15 protein-coding genes are annotated in these 16,936 nt (G+C 37.5%); 9 read left to right on the forward strand and 6 right to left on the reverse strand.

Features of this window, described 5'->3' with window-relative positions:
* Nucleotides 1-13: 13 nt before the first annotated feature.
* The 3 genes from argB to dnaK all read right to left on the reverse strand — a co-directional run bounded on the left by argB (nucleotide 14) and on the right by dnaK (nucleotide 4,952).
* Entirely contained in the window at nucleotides 14-919 is a 906-nt protein-coding gene (gene argB / locus ACFIJP_RS02970; protein ID WP_012754491.1) for an acetylglutamate kinase, read from the reverse strand.
* An 840-nt stretch (nucleotides 920-1,759) separates the two neighbouring features.
* The gene (dnaJ, locus tag ACFIJP_RS02975) at nucleotides 1,760-2,902 is read right to left on the reverse strand and encodes a molecular chaperone DnaJ (protein WP_375625469.1); all 1,143 of its coding nucleotides are present in this window, start codon (nucleotides 2,900-2,902) and stop codon (nucleotides 1,760-1,762) included.
* A 157-nt stretch (nucleotides 2,903-3,059) separates the two neighbouring features.
* Nucleotides 3,060-4,952, reverse strand: coding sequence for a molecular chaperone DnaK (dnaK, locus tag ACFIJP_RS02980; protein WP_273722421.1), 1,893 nt, complete (start codon nucleotides 4,950-4,952; stop codon nucleotides 3,060-3,062).
* 965 nt (nucleotides 4,953-5,917) lie between these two features.
* On the opposite strand from dnaK, the gene ACFIJP_RS02985 reads away from it, so the two are divergent.
* Complete coding sequence (locus ACFIJP_RS02985; protein WP_375625470.1) at nucleotides 5,918-6,472, forward strand: copper chaperone PCu(A)C; 555 nt, start codon at nucleotides 5,918-5,920, stop codon at nucleotides 6,470-6,472.
* A gap of 108 nt (nucleotides 6,473-6,580) precedes the next feature.
* Here the strand turns inward: ACFIJP_RS02985 and lysM are convergent, their stop codons facing one another.
* A complete protein-coding gene (gene lysM / locus ACFIJP_RS02990) occupies nucleotides 6,581-7,036 on the reverse strand; it encodes a peptidoglycan-binding protein LysM (protein WP_375625471.1) in 456 nt (151 codons plus the stop codon).
* A 386-nt stretch (nucleotides 7,037-7,422) separates the two neighbouring features.
* On the opposite strand from lysM, the gene ACFIJP_RS02995 reads away from it, so the two are divergent.
* From ACFIJP_RS02995 to thpR, 6 genes are all read left to right on the forward strand, one after another.
* Nucleotides 7,423-8,145, forward strand: coding sequence for a response regulator transcription factor (locus ACFIJP_RS02995; RefSeq protein ID WP_005774392.1), 723 nt, complete (start codon nucleotides 7,423-7,425; stop codon nucleotides 8,143-8,145).
* Between the two features lie 39 nt (nucleotides 8,146-8,184).
* Complete coding sequence (locus tag ACFIJP_RS03000; protein WP_375625472.1) at nucleotides 8,185-9,969, forward strand: stimulus-sensing domain-containing protein; 1,785 nt, start codon at nucleotides 8,185-8,187, stop codon at nucleotides 9,967-9,969.
* Nucleotides 9,970-9,992: 23 nt separating this feature from the next.
* Nucleotides 9,993-10,457 (forward strand): HPr kinase/phosphatase C-terminal domain-containing protein, encoded by a 465-nt coding sequence (locus tag ACFIJP_RS03005; protein WP_375625473.1) that lies wholly within the window; start codon nucleotides 9,993-9,995, stop codon nucleotides 10,455-10,457.
* A 135-nt stretch (nucleotides 10,458-10,592) separates the two neighbouring features.
* Nucleotides 10,593-10,991 carry a PTS sugar transporter subunit IIA gene (locus tag ACFIJP_RS03010; RefSeq protein ID WP_375625474.1) on the forward strand — a complete coding sequence of 133 codons (399 nt, stop codon included), beginning with the start codon at nucleotides 10,593-10,595 and terminating at the stop codon, nucleotides 10,989-10,991.
* Nucleotides 10,992-11,008: 17 nt separating this feature from the next.
* Nucleotides 11,009-11,302, forward strand: coding sequence for an HPr family phosphocarrier protein (locus tag ACFIJP_RS03015; protein WP_012754483.1), 294 nt, complete (start codon nucleotides 11,009-11,011; stop codon nucleotides 11,300-11,302).
* A gap of 625 nt (nucleotides 11,303-11,927) precedes the next feature.
* On the forward strand, nucleotides 11,928-12,467 hold the full coding sequence (gene thpR, locus ACFIJP_RS03020; RefSeq protein WP_375625475.1) for an RNA 2',3'-cyclic phosphodiesterase: 540 nt from the start codon (nucleotides 11,928-11,930) through the stop codon (nucleotides 12,465-12,467).
* Between the two features lie 106 nt (nucleotides 12,468-12,573).
* Here thpR and grpE read toward each other — a convergent pair whose 3' ends face one another.
* Together grpE and hrcA are read right to left on the reverse strand one after the other, a co-directional pair.
* Entirely contained in the window at nucleotides 12,574-13,236 is a 663-nt protein-coding gene (grpE, locus tag ACFIJP_RS03025) for a nucleotide exchange factor GrpE (RefSeq protein ID WP_375625476.1), read from the reverse strand.
* Between the two features lie 124 nt (nucleotides 13,237-13,360).
* Nucleotides 13,361-14,431 (reverse strand): heat-inducible transcriptional repressor HrcA, encoded by a 1,071-nt coding sequence (hrcA, locus tag ACFIJP_RS03030; RefSeq protein WP_273787508.1) that lies wholly within the window; start codon nucleotides 14,429-14,431, stop codon nucleotides 13,361-13,363.
* Nucleotides 14,432-14,963: 532 nt separating this feature from the next.
* On the opposite strand from hrcA, the gene rdgB reads away from it, so the two are divergent.
* Both rdgB and hemW read left to right on the forward strand, forming a co-directional pair.
* On the forward strand, nucleotides 14,964-15,611 hold the full coding sequence (gene rdgB / locus ACFIJP_RS03035) for an RdgB/HAM1 family non-canonical purine NTP pyrophosphatase (protein WP_375625477.1): 648 nt from the start codon (nucleotides 14,964-14,966) through the stop codon (nucleotides 15,609-15,611).
* Complete coding sequence (gene hemW, locus ACFIJP_RS03040) at nucleotides 15,608-16,807, forward strand: radical SAM family heme chaperone HemW (protein ID WP_375625478.1); 1,200 nt, start codon at nucleotides 15,608-15,610, stop codon at nucleotides 16,805-16,807. Before rdgB ends, hemW begins: the two co-directional genes overlap by 4 nt.
* Nucleotides 16,808-16,936: the final 129 nt, after the last annotated feature.

Below are 16,936 nucleotides of genomic sequence, written 5' to 3' on the forward strand. Positions count from 1 at the left end.
TTTTCCGCACAATTTATGAAACAATAAGCGTTCCAACTCCCTGTTCGGTAAACAGTTCTAGTAAAACAGAATGAGGAGTTTTACCATTTAAAATGACAACACCTTCCACACCATTTTGAAGGGCTTTTATACAAGTCTCTACTTTTGGAATCATGCCTCCTGAAATTGTCCCATTTTTGATAAGTTTCTCTGCTTCAGAAACTGTCAATTCTTTTAAAAGTTGGCCCTGTTTATCCAAAACACCAGGAACATCAGTGAGAAATAAAAGGCGTTTAGCTTCTAATGCACCAGCAATAGCTCCAGCAAAAATATCAGCATTAATATTATAGGTTTTTCCATCGCGTCCTGGAGCCACAGGAGCAAGAACTGGTATCATTTCAGAACATGCTAAAAGATCCAGCAATGTGCGATCAACTTCAATAGGCTCACCAACAAATCCCAAATCTAAAACACGTTCAATATTCGAATCAGGATCAATGACAGTTTTATAAGCCTTTTCGGCAAAAACCATATTGCCGTCCTTGCCACATAATCCTATTGCCCATTCACCCTCTGCATTGATGAGAGCGACAATTTCTTTGTTTATGGAACCGGCCAAAACCATTTCAACGACTTCAACGATCCGCTCGTCGGTTACCCGTAAACCGTTTTCAAATCGTGATTCAATCCCCATTTTCATCAAAATTTCAGCAATTTGAGGTCCTCCACCATGAACAACAACAGGGTTAATCCCCGATTGCTTTAATAGAGCAATATCACGCGCAAATGCTCGCCCCAAGGCAGGATCACCCATAGCATGACCGCCATATTTTACCACAACCGTTTCATTTTCGTATTTTTGCATATATGGTAAAGCAGACGATAGAAATGCTGCTTGTTTTTCTAAAACATCTACAGCACCGTTTTTAGCATCATCCATTAATAGGGCCTCCTCATCACTTTTTACCATCTCTTAGTGGAATTTAGGAAAAGTAATAACGAAATGAAACAAGAAAACAACTTCCTCAAAAAATTGACAGCGAAAAATTAAACAAAACAGGCGTACAAAACGTCATTATTTTATGATTTTATGTATAAAATTGAAAAGCAAAGTTCTGAAAAAATTTTAAGCTATGCCGTACATTCGACTCGTTAGTTTACGCCTATGGATACTTAACAATGAATAAGAATATATACAACCATTGATTTTGTAAGATAAAAACAAAATTTTCTTATAATAATAAAATTAACAGATCACCAAGATAAGAAATAGGTTGACTTAGCACTGTAACCTTATCCAAGCAATTTTTAAGACTATCAAAAATGCCAAAAATAAAATTGGTTATGAGGAGTTGATATTTTATTTGAAAAAAATGGATTGTCTAACAGCTTATTTAGCTACTTTTTGGTAGGCTACTACCTATTTGACAGTTTTAGCATAGGGCTTTTAAAAAGGCATTTTGAGTAAAACAATAAATACAAAAAATGCCGAATGCATAAAGGCAGTTATCATGACACTGGAAATTAGTCACTCAATTGCGTTCTTCTTGTATGGATAAGTCCTTTTTAAAATATCATAGATACTCAAAAATAAGACTTATCCATAAAACTCGTTAAATGTAAAAAACTATCAGCGGCAGGCACTTACCCTAAATTAATCGTTTCTCTCTTTTCTTTTCAAGAAAAAAATGCTTTTCACAGATGATAAGGCTATAGAAAGCTTAATTAAAATAACCTTCCAAAAGTTTTTTCTAATCTATTCTGAGAACATTCACATATTTTAACCAGAAATATTTTCAAAAAATTCTTTCATACGTGAAAAAAAGCCATGTGATTGCGGTGAATTCTCATGATTTGAAAGTTTTTCAAACTTTTGCAATAATTCACGTTGCTCTTGCGTTAATTTCTGTGGTGTCTCAATCGTGATATGGATGTAAAGATCACCTCTTGCTTGCTGCCGACGCAACATGGGCATACCCTTGCCCTTAAGACGGAATTGACGTCCATTCTGTGTCCCTTCTGGGATCTTAACACGCGCTTTAACACCATCAAGATCGGAAACTTCAAACTCTCCTCCTAAAGCAGCTGTTACCATTGAAATAGGAACGCGACAGTGAAGGTCTGCTCCTTCTCGCTGAAAAAATTCATGCGGTTTAACGGAAAGGAAAATATAAAGATCACCATTGGGGCCACCACGAATACCAGCATCACCCTCACCAGAAAGGCGAATACGCGTTCCATCTTCAATACCAGCTGGAACATTCACGCTCAATGAACGTTTTTTCTCTATGCGTCGTGTCCCCTGACATTTTGAGCATGGATCCATAATAGTTTCACCACGTCCATGACATGAAGGACATGTTCGCTCAATAGAAAAGAAACCTTGCGCAGCACGCACACGACCAGATCCATGACATGTTCCACAAACTTGCGGCTTAGAGCCCTTTCTCGCTCCTGATCCTTCACAAACATCGCACGTAACGGAACTGGGAATAGTAATTTCTGCAGTTTTTCCTGAAAATACCTCTTCTAAGGTTATTTCCATATTATAACTCAGATCTGCACCACGTTCGCGACCATCACCACGCTTACGGTGCGCACCTCCCATAATTTCGCCAAAAAAATCTTCAAAAATATCAGCAAAGCCACCACCAGCAGCAAAACCTCCAAAGGGATTTGCTCCCCCTTGACTACCGCTATTTTCAAAAGCCGCATGACCAAATCGATCATAAGCAGCACGCTTTTGGGGATCTTTAAGGACTTCATAGGCTTCGCCAATTTCTTTGAATTTTCGCTCTGCCTCTTTATCCCCGGCGTTGCGATCAGGATGATATTGCATTGCCAACTTACGAAAAGCAGATTTCAACTTTTTATCATCACATTCACGAGTCACGCCAAGAATTTCATAATAGTCAACCTTCATCATGTATTCCTGATAATTTCTCTGTCATCCATCTTCATGGATAAGATTGCTTTTAATTTATATTTTTAGCAACAAAGTTGCAACTCACTCAAATAATAAAGCCCAGCCTTATATTTCAAAGGCCGGGTTTATAAATTAATCAACACATATGCTGACACTATTTCTTCTTATCATTAACTTCTTCAAAATCAGCATCAACAACATCGTCATTCTTTGCTTCTGTTTCAGTGTCAGCGCTCGCTGCTTGTGAAGCTTCATACATAGCCTGTCCAAGCTTCATACTGACTTCAGCTAATTTTTGCATCTTTGTTGTTACCTCTTCAGTATCACTGCCTTCAAGCGCAGATTTCAAATCAGATATTGCTGTTTCAATCTGTCCTTTTTCTTCAGCTGATACTTTATCGCCATATTCATTGAGTGACTTTTCAGTTGAATGAATAAGAGCTTCGGCTTGATTTCTAGCTTCAACACCTTCACGGCGCTTTTTATCCTCAGCTGCATGCTCTTCCGCATCCTGTACCATTTTTTCAATATCAGCATCACTTAAACCACCTGATGCCTGAATACGAATTTGATGCTCTTTACCAGTTCCCTTATCTTTGGCCGAAACATTAACAATACCATTCGCATCAATATCAAACGTAACTTCAATTTGAGGTATACCGCGTGGTGCTGGAGGAATCCCAACAAGATCAAATTGAGCCAATAACTTATTATCACTCGCCATTTCCCGTTCACCTTGGAAAACACGAATAGTCACAGCACTCTGGTTATCATCAGCTGTTGAAAAAACTTGAGATTTTTTCGTTGGGATAGTGGTATTGCGCTCAATGAGACGTGTAAAAACACCACCCAAGGTTTCGATCCCCAAGGATAAAGGTGTTACATCTAGAAGCAACACGTCTTTGACATCGCCTTGCAATACACCCCCTTGAATGGCAGCACCCATTGCAACAACTTCATCAGGATTAACGCCTTTGTGTGGATCCTTACCAAAGAAGCTTTGCACGACTTGCTGAATCTTGGGCATACGTGTCATACCACCCACTAAAACAACTTCGTCAATCTCACCGGCCTTTAATCCAGCATCTTTTAACGCAGCTTTACAAGGCTCGATGGTGCGCTGCACTAAATCGTCAACCAGAGATTCAAATTTTGCCCGAGTCAATTTCATTGTTAAGTGCTTGGGACCTGATTGATCTGCCGTGATAAATGGTAAATTGATTTCTGTTTGCTGTGACGAAGAAAGCTCTATTTTTGCTTTTTCTGCCGCTTCTTTTAAGCGCTGTAAAGCGAGTTTATCATTTTTCAGATCAATTCCTTGCTCTTTTTTGAATTCATCTGCAAAATAACCAACCAAGCGCATGTCAAAGTCTTCACCCCCTAAAAACGTATCTCCATTGGTTGATTTAACTTCAAAAACGCCATCTCCAATTTCAAGTACTGAAATATCAAATGTACCACCACCAAGGTCGTAAACAGCAATTGTTTTTCCGTCTTTTTTATCCAAACCGTAAGCTAAAGCAGCAGCAGTCGGCTCATTAATAATCCGTAAAACTTCAAGTCCAGCAATTTTACCCGCATCTTTAGTCGCTTGACGTTGCGCATCATTAAAATAAGCAGGAACAGTAATAACCGCTTGTTCAACTTTTTCACCCAGATAAGATTCAGCTGTTTCCTTCATCTTTTGCAAAATCATAGCTGAAATTTGCGATGGAGAATATTTCTTACCCGCTTCTTCAACCCATGCATCACCATTGTCACCTTTAACAATTTTATAAGGCACAAGTGCTTTATCTTTTTCAACCATAGGATCATCAAAACGACGCCCTATCAAACGTTTAACTGCAAAAACTGTCCCTTCAGGATTTGTTACCGCCTGCCGTTTAGCAGGCTGTCCAACAAGCCGCTCTCCCCCATCAGTAAAGGCAACAACGGAAGGTGTTGTTCGTGCTCCTTCTGAGTTCTCGATAACCTTTGCGTTTTTGCCATCCATAACAGCCACACAAGAGTTCGTTGTCCCCAAATCAATACCAATTACTTTTGCCATATTATAATCTCCATTCAGCAAGCTACCTCAACCTTCATAAAGCATCTTTTTAAGACAGCTCCTCATAACACTCAAAGCCCATATATTGCTTTAAGCAACATAAAATAATTAAATTGCAAGTCGCAATAAGCCTTGCTGCCTCGTATATAAGAACAGGCTTTTATTGCTACAAGAGAATAATGAGAGAAACATCTCCAAAATAAAAAATTTATTTTAAAATAGGCACTCTAATGACCCATAAATACCATATTTATGAGAGACTTGAGATCATAATATATTTTTCTTGCAATTTTCAATAAATATATCTTTCTATAAAAATTAAAAAACAAAAGAATGATTACACTCTCGCTCTTAATTTTCTCATCATTAATAAAAGATACTCACGTAAAAGCTTTTTAAAAGGCGAATAATTTATATCACGAATATTATAAATTTTCCTTGGACTAAAATAGTCATCATATCTAATGCTCATATCAGTAGAGATATTATTTATCGATCTCCTTTCAAAAATTCTCCTTTTAACGGTCTCATTGTTTACTGCTATTTGAAAGATGTGCTTTAAACTCACCTAAAGCGTTTTTTCTTAACTGTATAATTTTGAATTTTGAAAATATATAAAAATGTCTCTGTATAAACGCTTTAAGATACCAAGAGCTGTCGTAATATTAAAAATTGGTAAAGTGGTTGATGATTGTTCTGTGTTATATCTTTATTAAGTAAAATAGTAGTGCATCATAGATTTTATACCATTTACAAACACTATTATGAGATGAACACGGAAGCGTTAAGAGGTGTGTTGTCATTGTAAACCTTATTATCTTCCTTTAAAATCAAAGAATTCTATGATTTTTATTCTCATATTCAAATCAATTTCATTTTAGCATTTCTTTCTTTTATTTTAAATAAAAGCTCTGCTAAAATAAACAGTTATTCAAAGTGTGAACCTTATGAAGGAGGGTAAATCAATGATGACATCTATTATTAAGAAAATAACAAATCTTATCTTTAAGAATATAATAAATACACAATATCCATACAAAAAGGTTATCATAAATATCGTGTGTGCTCTTCTCTTTGCTGGTATAACCCTGCCTGCAGGTGCTCAGCAATATCAACTTGGCGACATAGAAATTCTCAATCCTTGGACACGCGAAACACCTAGAGGTATAAGAGTTGGTAGCGGTTATCTCTACATTATTAATCACAGTAATACCCCAGACCGTTTGGTTTCTATTTCCACAAACGGAGTAAAAAAAACAGAGATACACTCTATGGCTGTCGTTAATGATATTATGAAAATGGAAAAAATGCACAATGGCATTGAAATTCCGGGAAATGGCGAAATTACGCTTAAGCCTGGCGGCGATCATATTATGTTTATGGGGCTTTCACAACCATTCAAGTTAGGTGATAAAATTAGCGCAAAATTGACATTTGAGAAAGCAGGAACGATTGATGTTGATTTCTCTGTAAACGCTATGAAAACACCATCACCTTCTAAATCCTCTCCTGGTCACTAAATTCCTTTTTTATAATACACACTTTTAAAATAAAGAAGCGTGAAACTTTTGCACGCTTCTTTATTTTTTGTTTAATGCCATCAGTAAAAAATTATCCCCTTTGATGAATTAACTATAGTCAATTTCAGGAATACGTAAAACTTGTCCAGGATAAATTTTATCGGGAGATTTTAGCATTGGCTTATTGGCTTCAAAAATAAAAGTGTTTTTATTACCTTGCCCTTTTCCATAAACCTCTTCAGCAATTTTCCAAAGATTATCACCAGATTTAACCTCATAAAAGCGAGAAGGTTTTCTAGGCGTTGTATCTATAACCTTTAATTGATCAACATCTACAGAAGAGATACCTTGTGAATTGCCAACAACCAGCAGTGCTTTTTCAAGTGTTTCCCTGTCTGGAACTTCACCGCTTAAAATAGCTTTACCGTCTTCAACTTGAATATTTACTTTTTCTGTACCGAGTTGAAAATGATCAAATGCCGTCTTAAAATCTTTTTCTTTTGGTTCATGGTCCCCAATACCTAACTTTTCCCCTACAGTTTTAATAAAATTAAAAAATCCCATTACAACCTCCTTCCGTGTAGCAGAAACAAATTTTTGTGCATATATTGCCACATTCTTTTCTTTGCTCTTAAAACACATAGGCAGATTTTCTAAACTTCAACAATCAAAACTATACCTGTTCAATTATGAGACAAATACAATAATAAACTTTGTAATAAACCTTGATAAAAAAAGCCTTTATGAAAATTTTCTCTCAAACGAAGGGATCTTAATAGACGTAGAAACATTATGAATTATGAAAGCAAAACAAGATTTTACAGTAATGACAAAAGGTTTTTTACTTTGCTACAATTTGTATCATATTTGTTTTGCAAAAAAAATATGAACTCCCATATAAACAAGTGTGGGTAATTTGCTACCACAGCAATAGAAAGGTCTAAGAAACCATGAAAGATACACCAACAATCACACAAACGATTGTACTTGTTGATGATGATCGCAATATTTTGACATCTTTATCTTTTGCGCTTGAGACAGAAGGATATCGGGTTGAAAGCTATACAGATGGAGCATCTGCACTCAAGGGTCTCACACTTCACCCTCCACACTTAGCTATTTTTGATATTAAAATGCCCCGAATGGATGGGATGGAACTCTTGCGTCGTTTACGTCAAAAATCTGATCTTCCAGTTATTTTTCTTACCTCTAAAGATGATGAAATTGATGAATTATTTGGTCTCAAAATGGGAGCTGATGATTTTATTACTAAACCTTTCTCCCAACGTCTTCTCATTGAACGCGTGAAAGCTATTTTGCGCCGTTCTAATGCACGTAACCAACCACTTTCTACAGGAACTTCTTCCACCTCTTCTCTCAAACGTGGAGATCTTGTGATGGATCAAGAACGCCATACCTGTACATGGAAAGATAAACCTGTTATTTTAACCGTTACGGAGTTTTTGATTCTGCAAACCTTAGCACAAAGACCAGGAGTTGTAAAAAGTCGTGATGCTTTAATGGATGCTGCCTATAGTGATCAAGTCTACGTAGATGATCGCACCATTGATAGTCACATTAAACGTCTGCGTAAAAAGTTTAAACAAGTGGATGATGATTTTGCAATGATTGAAACACTTTATGGTGTAGGTTATCGTTTCCACGAGGTATAAAACTACTTTGTCGCAAAAATTTGAACGGCAATCAAATCGATGACAGACAATTCTCAACTGGAAACTTTACAAAAAACAACCGTTAATGGTACATCCTCAACGCCATTTCTTATGTTTGCCCGTTTGCATCTTCGTACACAACGTCTCTTTAGACAATTGCTTTTTTCCAGCCTCACACGTCGCATTGTTATATTAAACATTGCTGCCCTTGCCATTTTAGTTACAGGCATTTTATACCTTAACCAATTTCGCGATGGTTTAATTGAAGCAAAAATTAAAAGTTTATGTACCCAAGGAAAAATTATTGCTGGGGCTATTGCTGCTTCTGCAACAGTAGATACAAATTCTATCCTCATTGATCCCCAAAAACTCTTAGAGTTACAAACTGGTGAAAGCGTTACACCCGCCCCTCAATCAACCGATTCTTGGGATTTCCCTATTAACCCTGAGCAAGTTGCCCCTCTTTTACGACGTCTCATCACACCTAAAACGACAAGAGCACGTATCTATGATCGTGATGCTACTCTCCTTCTTGATTCGCGCGTTCTTTATTCTAGTGGAGAAGTTTTCAGTTATGATTTACCCCCACTTAAAACAGAACAAAGCATGTGGGATCGCCTTACTTCATGGTATTCAAGCACATTTTATGGCAAAGGTATTGCTCTTGACAGAGAACAAACAAAAACCAGTGGTATTGCTTATCCAGAAGTGTACCGCGCATTAAACGGATCTCTTGCTACGGCTAAAAGACGCAACAGACAAGGTCAATTAATTGTTTCTGTTGCCGTTCCTGTTCAACGCTATCGCGCAGTGGTTGGAGCTCTTCTTCTTTCAACCACTGGTTCTGATATTGATAACATTGTAAAAGGTGAAAGACTGGTTATCTTTAAAGTTTTTGCCGTTGTAGGCAGCGTACTTTTGGTTCTTTCTCTCTTTTTGGCCCATACGATTGCCCATCCATTAAGTAAATTATCTGCCTCGGCTAATCGAGTGCGTAATGGCAATAATCAGCGTGTAGAAATTCCTGATTTTTCAATGCGTGAAGATGAAATTGGTCACCTTTCAACCTCTATTCGTGATATGACTAATGCCCTTTATATGCGCATTGAAGCCATTGAACGCTTTGCTGCTGATGTAAGCCACGAATTAAAAAATCCTCTCACCTCCCTACGCAGTGCTGTTGAAACGCTCCCTCTGGCTAAAAATGAAGAAGCACAAGAGAAATTGCTTGAAATTATTCAACATGATGTGCGCCGTCTTGATCGGTTGATTACAGATATTTCTGATGCATCGCGGCTCGATGCAGAGCTTGCACGAGAAACCGCAGAGATTGTTGATATGACACCGCTTTTGGAAAGTCTTGTTCATGCTGTTCAGGAAGTGTATCGTAATACGCAAACCATTGATATAAGCCTTAATATTGTCCCGCGTCCTCATGGAAAAGCCTATCTTGTATTGGGACATGAACTCCGTTTAGGGCAAGTGATTTCAAACCTTCTTGAAAATGCACGTTCTTTTATTCCTCGGAATCGTGGCAGAATTTGCATTACTATGAAAAGTCATGCTTCAACCCTTATTTTAACCATTGAAGATAATGGCCCAGGTATTCGTTCAGAAAATATTGAACGCATTTTTGAGCGTTTTTATACAGATCGACCAAACGAAGATGCTTTTGGACAAAACTCTGGACTTGGCCTTTCTATTAGTCGGCAAATTATCGAGGCTCATAATGGGACAATTACAGCCGAAAATATTATTGATCCTACACTTGGGAAGTGTAAAACTGGTGCACGTTTTATTATTATGCTTCCCCTCGCTAAATAAATCTTTTATCCAAAGTAAAAGACATGAAAACAAAATGTGAAATACTCCACGCAAATTGCCTTCAATTAGGCGGCAAGGGCCTGTTAATTATAGGTCCATCGGGATCAGGAAAATCAACCCTTACCCTTTCTTTGCTCGACCGTGCTGAGTGGTCAAAACGTGAAGCGAAGCTTATCAGTGATGATTATACAATGTTGCGTGCGGAAAATGGAAAGCTCCACGGATACACCCCTGATAATTTAGAGGGCGGTATCGAGATTCGTGGCGTTGGTCTTTATATGATAGAATTTGAAAAGCAAACAACTATCGATTGTGTTATTTTTCTCGGTCCGAAATATGAACGTTTTTCCACAAATAAAACTTTTCAGTTTGAAGATTTGCACATTCCTCTTTTAAAACTTCCCTCTCTTCGTGAAGCCGATTGTACAGCCATTTGTCAAGCTATTGAAGCATTTTTGTTTAGAAAAATATGGCGAAAATCTGTCTAATTTTTTTCTAAAGATAAAAAAATCACAATTTTTGCCTTTTTTTTGCAAATTTTTCTTGGCAGCAAGACAAAGCCTTGTAAAATGTGTTTCCCACCAATATGGTCGGATCTTATTAGTTAACAGGAGTTTGCGTAAATGATTGGACTCGTGCTTGTAACGCACGGTGAGCTGGCTGTTGAATTTTTACATGCCGTGGAACATGTTGTTGGAATACAAGAAAAGTTCGCAACAATATGCGTTTATCCCGATGACGATATAGATCAGCGCCGAGGTGATGTTATAGCCGCAGTAACCGATACAGATACGGATCATGGCGTAATCATATTAACAGATGTGTTCGGTGGAACACCATCGAATATAGCTATTCCTGCTATTGAAAAAGGACGCGTTGAAATGATTGCGGGTGTTAATTTGCCCATGCTTATTAAACTGATTTCTATTCGCAAATGTCCTGATATTTCATTATCAGACGCGTTAAGAATAGCACAAGAAGCAGGGCGTAAATATATTAATGTACCAAGTATGATTTTATAGTGGATAATAAAATACCAATGTTTTCCAAAGATACCCTCCCATGTATAAGTCGTCATTTCAATATCTGTAATAAACGTGGCTTGCATGCACGTGCTTCTGCAAAATTTGTACAAACTGTTGACAATTTTAATGTTACTGTTGAAGTTGAAAAGGATGGAAAAATCGTTGGTGGATCATCAATTATGGGACTTATGATGCTAGCGGCTTCATCCGGTTGCAACCTCACCATTCGTGTTTCAGGACCAGAAGCAACAGATGCTCTTAATGCTCTTGAAAAGCTTATCAATAACAACTTTGGAGAGGAAAACTAGCGCTTTCTCACCATAAATAAGGATGATGATTCTTAGAAAATAGGAACTTTCCATCATTGTTTTGAATTTTAATTTCTCTTCCCGCTTTTATACCAATATTCATATCCATTATGGATTGGCATAATTATCATAAATGTAAAAGCTTATAGTAATTTTATTATACTGGAGTTTTTCCCTCCTTTCCTAACATTATTTGATCAATTTGAATAGTTTTGCGTATTACGGCTATTACCCGACTTAACCGTATAATTAAATCTTTACAGAAAAAGAGAACTCTTCACCTTGTATTAGAATATGCTTTATTTTAGGCTAAAGATAGATGTCAAAATAATTTCGCACATCAAAAATCTATCAACTTTTCTTATTTTCTGCTCACTTTGTAGTCTTTATAATACATAAGTAATCTTCCATGCACATCATTGTGATACAGCTCATGAAAACGCAATTCTTATCGATATCATAACCATTTTTTAAAACGAATAAGCTTTGTACGCTCATAATTATAGTAAGCATTTTTTAGACATTCTTTTTCAATACTATTGCCTTATTTTCTATGGTACATGCCTCGCCCTTATTATCTATATTGTGCTTGGAATAGCATCTTTCATTATAAGGAGATAATATTATGGGTCGTCTATTTAGTGCCCTTCAGATTCCTCAACAAACAACACAACAACTTGTATCGTTGCAAAATGGCTTACCAAAAGCGCAATGGATCAACCCGCAAAATTTTCACGTCACCTTATCTTTTTTCGGTGAAGTTGAAAGTGCTACCGCAGATGCACTTATGCACGCCTTTGATACAATAAAGCTCTCTCCTTTTATGCTACAAATAGATGGTTTTGAAGTTTTTGGTTCAGAAAATGCTCCCCATTCTCTTGTAGTTCGCATTGAACCTTGTGAAAAGCTTAATCTTTTACATGAAAAGATGCAATATATCCGGAATAAATTAGAGTTAAAGCCTGATGAAAGACAATTTATTCCGCATATTACTCTTGCACGAATATTTGATATCAATCTTGAAGATCTTTCTTCTTATCTATCTTTTCAAGATAATTTTTTTGTCCCTCCTTTTGAGGTTGATCATTTTGTTTTATTTTCATCGTCATCTCCCTCAAGCGAGTCCGTGTATCTTGTAAAAGGAAGTTGGGCGCTTCAAAGATAAAAGGGTGTTTATAACACCCTTTAAAAACTCTTTGAGAAAAGACCTCATATATGTGTAATTGCAGGGAATACTGCATTTTATGTTGGAGATTTATTATTGATGTGTTTTAAGCAGAATCAGCTTCACCAGAAGCTTCTTTTGCTCCTCCTTTGGCTACACCCACTATAGCTGGACGTAACACCCTTTCCCCGATAATATAACCTGCCTGAACAACTTGTTGAACAGTGTTATCTGGAACATCGGCATTAGGAATTTCAAACATCGCTTGATGAAAATGAGGATCAAATTTTTGTCCCTCTGGATGAATTTTTTGCACCCCATGACGTTCTAATGCTGCCATCATGGCACGTTCAGTCATTTCAACGCCTTCTGCCAATGATTTCAAACCAGCATCACTTTCCCGCGCCCCTTCTGGAATGGCTTCCAAAGCACGATTGAGATTGTCAGAAACCGATAACATATCCCGTGCAAAATTAGCAATGGAATAAGCCTTTGCATCCGCCACATCTCGCATAGTACGGCGTCGAAGATTTTCCATATCTGCAACAAGACGTAAAAGCTGATCTTTCAGTTCTTTATTTTCATCCTGCAAAGACGCTAAAAGATCACTAACCTCATTGCTTTCTTTTTCAACGTTTTCGTGTTCCTCTGTTTTATGTGTTTTTAAAAATTCATCGGCTGCCTGTTTAAGTGTATTACGATCAGCTGGATTTTTTAAATCACAATTTTCAAATGAAGCGTCAGTAAATTTGTTTTTTTCATCAGACATAAAAATTTTATTCCTTCATAAGATTCGTTATTCTCGATATCGAAATTCTACAGACAAAAATCAAGGGGTATCGATGTATATAATACAATGAGCTTCTATAGTACAAATACTTACCTGCATCGTTTTAACGCAATAACTGTGACACAAGTTGAGCTGTATAATCAACCATGGGCACAATCCTTGCATAATTAAGCCTTGTAGGACCAATAACGCCCAAAGCACCAATGACTCTTTGTTGTGAATCACGATAAGGTGCTACAACTAAAGAAGAACCAGAAAGTGAAAATAACTTATTTTCTGAACCAATAAAAATTCGAACCCCAGAACCTTCATCCGTTAAATCGAGAAGCTGTGCCATACTCTCACGCGTTTCAAGATCATCAAACAAATGGCGTAACCGTTCTAAATCTTCTTCTGCTTTCACATCTTCAAGTAAATTGCTACGCCCGCGAACAATGAGGTGTATTTTATGATCAGCACCTTCTCCTCCCCAAAGAGCTAATCCCGTTTCAACAAGATGATGCGATAAATCATCAAGCGCAGCCCGTGTTTCTGCGCATAAGCGAGCAATTTCCCCTTTAGCTTCACTCAATGTACGTCCTTGGATATGGGCATTGAGAAAATTCGTTGCTTCCGTCAATTGTGCATGGGTAACCCCTTCTGGCAAATGAACAATACGATTTTCAACTTCACCTTGTTGAGTCACCAAAACGGCAAGAGCGTGCTCCCTATCAAGACGCACAAATTCAATATGTTTCAATGTTCCTTCTTGTTTTGTTGCTAAAACAAGCCCTGCCCCACGTGAAAGATCTGAAAGAACTCGGCTTGCTTGAACAAGAAAATGTTCAACCGATTGTGCATGACCAGCCTCTTTGACTTGCATTTCAATATTTTCTCGCTCTTCGTTTGGCAAATCACCCGCTTCCATAAATGCATCTACAAAAAAGCGTAAACCTGATTGTGTCGGCATTCGACCCGCAGAAACATGTGGTGCATAAATCAAACCGAGATGTTCAAGATCACTCATCACATTGCGAATCGTCGCAGGCGATAATGTCTGTCGTAAAAGCCGCGAAAGATTGCGTGACCCTACAGGTTCACCATCATTAAGATAAGCTTCAACAATATGGCGAAAAATATCACGTGAACGTTCATCAAGATATTTTAGTTCATTATCAATAGTTTTGTGCTTCATCACAATTGTTTCACTACTTTTAAAATCCTCATCTCTTATATAAGTTTTGCCAAGGTTTGGTCAAATAGTCTAAAGTAGTATAAAAACATATTATCCTATTGACCCGTAAAATGCTAGCTTCAGAGTGATGATTGATAAATTACGCAGGAGGTATTTTTTGTTAGAGTGTGTGAGAAATATTTAAGATTAAGAGTTGATCTGTAAAGTGGTCTGCTGTAGGAACTTGCCAAGATAATTTGACCAAGAGAATCTGGATTGTTCAAAAACCGCTGTAAATAGAAAATTTCACCCTTTAGAGCAAACAAGAAATTGGAAATTTACCATAAAAATGCTATCATAAGAAAAAGACATGTCTTTCATATCTTTGCAAGGTTATCTTCATACAAGATAAAAAATTTTATTGGAATAAAATATCATAAAACGTGTAAAATAATCATATTATGTAAAATCAAGCAGAATGTGTGTGTGTATGAGCATTTAAGCCGGTTTTTAGCACAAAAACAATTCCCCTTTCATTTTTGGAGAAATCTATATGAGAAGCATAGCAGATAAAAAACTTGTCATTGCTACACATAACACCGGCAAATTGCATGAAATCACTACTTTAACTAAGCCTTTCGGTTTAATAATACAATCGGCAAAAGAACTGGGCTTGCCAGAACCAAAAGAAACGGGAAAAACATTTGAAGAAAACGCTTATATTAAAGCTTTTTCAGCAGCAAAAAAGACAGGACTTCCTGCCCTCTCTGATGATTCAGGCTTAGAGGTAGATGCATTAGAGGGTGCACCAGGCGTTTATACCGCTGATTGGGCAATTCAAGCTGATGGTACACGTAATTTTCCCAAAGCTATGGAAAAAATAGAAAATGAACTCCAAAAAGTTGGAGCGCGAGAAAAAAGCCAACGAAAATGCCGTTTTATATCCGTCATTTGCATTGCATGGCCTGATGCTCATGCAGATTACTTCCGCGGATGCGTTGAAGGAACGTTCATTTGGCCTCCACGGGGAGACAAAGGCTTTGGTTTTGATCCTATTTTTTTACCAGATGGATATGAAAATACCTTTGGAGAAATGTCAACAGAGCAAAAACACAACTGGAAACGTAATGATATTCCGCCTCTTTCACATCGCGCACGTGCTTTCAAACTTTTGGCAGAAAACCTTTTAGCATTCTCATGAATGAACCTTTTGGCATTTACATTCATTGGCCCTTTTGTGCAGCTAAATGTCCTTATTGTGACTTTAATTCGCATGTTCGCATCCATGGTGTTGATCAACCACGTTTTGTCACCGCCTTTAAGCGCGAAATAGAAACGCAATATCACAAAATAGGCCCACGCCATATTACAAGTATTTTTATTGGTGGAGGAACTCCTTCTCTTATGGAGCCGCAAACTGTCGATGCCCTATTGCAAGCACTTGCAAAAAAATGGGTAGTTGATGATAAAGTTGAAATTACATTAGAAGCTAATCCATCCAGTGTGGAGGCAGAGCGCTTTCGTGGATACCGTGCAGCAGGTGTTAACCGCTTATCTCTAGGGATACAAGCGCTCAATGATAAAGCATTGCGCAAACTTGGTCGACTCCATAATGTGGAACAAGCTCTTTGTGCCATTGATTTAGCACGGCAAATTTTTCCACGTTTATCCTTTGATCTCATTTATGCCCGCCCCGAACAAACCCTTGAACAATGGAAATCTGAACTTGTACAAGCAATTGATTTGGCAGCGGACCATCTTTCTCTTTATCAATTGACAATCGAAGAAGGAACTGCCTTTAAACGGCTTCATGATGCAGGAAGACTTATCCTTCCCCCATCAGAGCTAGCAGCAGATCTGTATAATCTTACCCAAGAAATAACAGCATTGCATGGTCTTCCTGCCTATGAAATCTCAAACCACGCAATACCCGGTGCTGAATCAGCACACAATCTTCTTTACTGGCGTTATCACCAATATGCAGGCTTTGGTCCAGGAGCACATGGACGTTTTATTGAGCACGCACCGAATCATTCCTCTGCCTGTTCAAAAACATTGTCATCACACCTTGAAAACCGCGAACGTTATGTCACAATAAATGAAAAGCATCCTGAACAATGGCTTAATTTGGTAGAAACAACAGGACATGGCTGTATTGAAACGGAACATTTAACCACGGAACAACAGGCAAATGAAATGCTCCTTATGGGATTACGCCTTTGCGAAGGCTTAGAACTTATACGCTATGAAACCTTAAGCCATAAACGCATCCCAATGGAAAAACTGATCGATTTACAACACCAAGAATTGATAGAAATGGTGGATAACAAACGCTTAAAAGCGACAACCAAAGGACGTATTGTTCTTGATCACATCATCAGCCAACTCGCAAACTAAAGTTTTTATAACAACATACTGATTTTAATTATAATTATCATTTTTCATAGCAAAGGCGAGTTTAGAATATCGTGAGATTCTCTCATTTCAAAACTATTTATAGTAAATTAGTTACCACCATTTGCTTAC

Origin of the sequence: Bartonella sp. MU37NMGALS, assembly GCF_042194015.1 — a bacterium.
In the GTDB taxonomy this organism is placed as follows: domain Bacteria; phylum Pseudomonadota; class Alphaproteobacteria; order Rhizobiales; family Rhizobiaceae; genus Bartonella; species Bartonella grahamii.

Excerpts from the sequence above, each read along its gene's own strand:
- dnaJ (WP_375625469.1), bottom strand. The coding sequence starts at position 2,902 with ATGAAGGTTGACTATTATGAAATTCTTGGCGTGACTCGTGAATGTGAT.
- dnaK (WP_273722421.1), bottom strand. The coding sequence starts at position 4,952 with ATGGCAAAAGTAATTGGTATTGATTTGGGGACAACGAACTCTTGTGTG.
- ACFIJP_RS03010 (WP_375625474.1), top strand. The coding sequence starts at position 10,593 with ATGATTGGACTCGTGCTTGTAACGCACGGTGAGCTGGCTGTTGAATTT.
- argB (WP_012754491.1), bottom strand. The coding sequence starts at position 919 with ATGGATGATGCTAAAAACGGTGCTGTAGATGTTTTAGAAAAACAAGCA.
- ACFIJP_RS02985 (WP_375625470.1), top strand. The coding sequence starts at position 5,918 with ATGATGACATCTATTATTAAGAAAATAACAAATCTTATCTTTAAGAAT.
- hrcA (WP_273787508.1), bottom strand. The coding sequence starts at position 14,431 with ATGAAGCACAAAACTATTGATAATGAACTAAAATATCTTGATGAACGT.
- ACFIJP_RS03005 (WP_375625473.1), top strand. The coding sequence starts at position 9,993 with ATGAAAACAAAATGTGAAATACTCCACGCAAATTGCCTTCAATTAGGC.
- grpE (WP_375625476.1), bottom strand. The coding sequence starts at position 13,236 with ATGTCTGATGAAAAAAACAAATTTACTGACGCTTCATTTGAAAATTGT.
- ACFIJP_RS03000 (WP_375625472.1), top strand. The coding sequence starts at position 8,185 with ATGACAGACAATTCTCAACTGGAAACTTTACAAAAAACAACCGTTAAT.
- lysM (WP_375625471.1), bottom strand. The coding sequence starts at position 7,036 with ATGGGATTTTTTAATTTTATTAAAACTGTAGGGGAAAAGTTAGGTATT.
- thpR (WP_375625475.1), top strand. The coding sequence starts at position 11,928 with ATGGGTCGTCTATTTAGTGCCCTTCAGATTCCTCAACAAACAACACAA.
- ACFIJP_RS03015 (WP_012754483.1), top strand. The coding sequence starts at position 11,009 with ATGTTTTCCAAAGATACCCTCCCATGTATAAGTCGTCATTTCAATATC.
- ACFIJP_RS02995 (WP_005774392.1), top strand. The coding sequence starts at position 7,423 with ATGAAAGATACACCAACAATCACACAAACGATTGTACTTGTTGATGAT.
- hemW (WP_375625478.1), top strand. The coding sequence starts at position 15,608 with ATGAATGAACCTTTTGGCATTTACATTCATTGGCCCTTTTGTGCAGCT.
- rdgB (WP_375625477.1), top strand. The coding sequence starts at position 14,964 with ATGAGAAGCATAGCAGATAAAAAACTTGTCATTGCTACACATAACACC.